Source organism: Emticicia sp. TH156, assembly GCF_002855535.1.
In the GTDB taxonomy this organism is placed as follows: Bacteria; Bacteroidota; Bacteroidia; order Cytophagales; family Spirosomataceae; genus Emticicia; species Emticicia fluvialis.
In genome coordinates, this window is the sequence record NZ_PKRS01000032.1 from 1 (window position 1) to 2,838 (window position 2,838).

At 34.8% G+C, this 2,838-nt stretch carries 3 protein-coding genes; all 3 read left to right on the forward strand.

Annotated elements, in window-relative coordinates; all coding sequences use genetic code 11:
* Positions 1-1,085: 1,085 nt before the first annotated feature.
* The 3 genes from C0V77_RS22805 (at position 1,086) to C0V77_RS22815 (ending at position 2,744) form a co-directional block, all read left to right on the forward strand.
* Positions 1,086-1,691 carry a hypothetical protein gene (locus tag C0V77_RS22805; RefSeq protein ID WP_101728701.1) on the forward strand — a complete coding sequence of 202 codons (606 nt, stop codon included), beginning with the start codon at positions 1,086-1,088 and terminating at the stop codon, positions 1,689-1,691.
* A gap of 178 nt (positions 1,692-1,869) precedes the next feature.
* Positions 1,870-2,226 carry a hypothetical protein gene (locus C0V77_RS22810; RefSeq protein WP_101728702.1) on the forward strand — a complete coding sequence of 119 codons (357 nt, stop codon included), beginning with the start codon at positions 1,870-1,872 and terminating at the stop codon, positions 2,224-2,226.
* Positions 2,223-2,744: a recombinase family protein gene (locus C0V77_RS22815; protein WP_101728703.1), complete on the forward strand. Its 522-nt coding sequence runs from the start codon at positions 2,223-2,225 to the stop codon at positions 2,742-2,744. The genes C0V77_RS22810 and C0V77_RS22815 overlap by 4 nt, the downstream gene beginning before the upstream one ends.
* Positions 2,745-2,838: the final 94 nt, after the last annotated feature.

The following is a 2,838-nucleotide window of genomic DNA, read 5'->3' on the forward strand; positions in this document are numbered from 1 at the left end:
TTTGAAGAATTGTACTACCAAAAAATAGGTTCAAAAAGTAAATATTTGTCTTTTAATAATTCGCAAAAAGTGTAAACTAAAAATGAACCACGTCAAGGGACTATGTGGTGAGTTGTAATTTAGTAAGCATAGTTTTTTTAGTAGTTTATTTTAAGAAAATTGAGCCTACTATTATCAATCTTTTTAACTGTATATGGCAAAAATATACTAAGAAAAGAGATAAGAGAAGAGCAGAAAAAAGAGAGGAAATTCGGAGACAGGAGTATGAAAGAGAAATTAGAAAGCGTAAAGAAAGAGAGAATTTTAGAGAATATGTAAGAAAGGATTTTAGTATTGCTAGATTGATTGTTAGTAAACATATTAAGAGTCAACCTTATTATGAGAATGGTTGCTGGAAATGTAAAAAAAGAATTAGTTCAGACATAGATGAACATTGCCCTGTTTGTAGCTACTATATATGCATTGATTGTAATAGCTGTTTCTGTAATAAACCTACTTATAAGAGCTGGAACGATTATTAAATGGGTTGTTTTAGATAAAAGTCATTGTACCGCTATCTGCGACAGCTATAAGTAAAATGATATGCTCCAAATAAGCATATCATATACAAATAATGGTTGTTCGGATTTGGTCATTCACACAGTTACCTCGTGGGTGGCCATTTTCAGATTTATACCAAGCAAACTTAGTAATGGGGCATTCTCAAAAGACCGCCAGACAAAAACTAACCCAGTAAGCACATATATAGATTAGTTATTTTGGACTAAACTACAACCAAATTTCATGTAATGACCAATTTGCCCTAGTCATACCAACCGTAAAATAAAAAACAGATCGAGTATTATGAAAAAGAGGTTGAAAAGTTTTATTTTGGGGAATTACAATTAGTAAGTATTGAGTCAATTCCACAAGATAGTACCGATCCGTTTACTCAATTCGTAATTAATGACTTAAATCAATCAAGAATATCCAAATAAATTTGACTAAAAAAAGCTATAGTCATTACTTAAAAAACTACAATATAAATAACACAACACTATTTCCGTGTATTAGAATGCTAGTGGCAATTATTCAAAATCTATAAAATGGACAAGAAAATCGTTAAAACTATCACCAAGGAGGTTATAAGCGACTTATTACCGAAAGATGGAAGACTAATTATAGAACATTTGTGCATAGGCTCAAGAAAAGAGTATTATTCTTATACCGAATCGATAAGAACTAGTTCAACCGGTGATGTGTCAGGTGGCGGAACACGGACAAACTCATACTTGGTTTTTGATTTTGGGTTTGCCGTTTCAAATATTTCATCGATTAGTATGAGAATCCAATTTACAATTATTGAAGTTGACAAAGATGGCTATACAGTAAACAACCCCAGATATATTTGGGACGACATTGCTCCTGGTGAAAAAAGAAGGCTTTGGGCCAATCTTTATGTTGCCGATTCTAACGTATCAAAGTTTAAGCAGTATCTGATTAAAGAAATAGGAGTTGGTCCAACGCCCTCTAATGGGAAAAATGGCTTTGTAACTTGGAGTGCTATGACAACACCAAACAAAAGCATATTTAGTATTTTTAATCTCTTTATGATTTACAAGCTTTTTACAAGTCGTTTATCTAGATTTGGATGTTTAATCATTATATGCGCTGCTCTTGCTTACATGCTTCTGCTACTCTTTCGCAATTAAACAATCCTCACCAAAATGTTGTAATTTGTGCTGAACATTGTAATCATTTAAAGTAGTAAACTAACTGGAATTTCAAGTGATATATTTACGCAAAATTTAACATTTCTTAAACGGTCGTTTTACATTTGTTAAATCTGACAATTTATCATACTCTTGGAAATCCCATAAATATAATATTATGAGCCTTATATATGTCAAGCACCCAAATGATGAGCAAAACAAGAACCAAGAATCCTTTTTACTAAACTTCGAGGGAGCAGAGCAGCAAAGTCATGCGCTACTGTTCAACTATGGTAATGCTGCCTACCCTTACCACCGCATTGATCCGACAGAGGAAGACTACAAAATGTGGTTAGAGGGAATGCCTGAAAATCTAAGGATTGAATTTAAGGTAATGGGCTATGAGAAATGCAGATCATCTCTACCACTTAAAAGATTTGCAAATGAGATACGAGATGTAGGCATGGATGAGTATATCAAGAATCTACTCACTCCAGAGAACTATGAGGCCATGAGTAAAATTGGAAAGGAATGAAACAGTATATTGCCTATTACCGAGTAAGTACAAAGAAACAAGGAGCAAGTGGATTGGGGCTAGAGGCCCAGAAGTTTACGGCCAGTAATTTCCTGAAAGAGGGCGACAGAATCGTAAAAGAATTTATTGAGATCGAGAGTGGAAAAAGTAACCAACGAGTACAGCTCGATGAAGCAATAAAATATGCCAGGAATAACAAGCTCACACTACTAGTCGCAAAGCTGGACCGACTAAGTAGAAATGTATCATTCATATTCACACTACGAGATAGCGGAGTAGATTTTGTCTGCGCAGATATTCCGGATGCCAACACTTTGACGATAGGTATATTTGCCACCATCGCACAGCATGAAAGGGAAATCATCAGTCGCAGAACAAAAGATGCTCTGAAAGCAAAAAAAGCCAAAGGATATAAATTAGGGTCGCCACAGAATCTAACAGACTATTCACGAAATCAGGCACACCGGGTAAAGACTGAAAATGTCATCACTGACGAGCAATGGAAAACTGCATTGTGAGATGGTTCATTAAATCGGCACACTTATTTGCATAAATTTTGCAAACATGGGAGATTCAAAAAAGCTGATGAGTCGTCGTAGTTACGATGCTGAT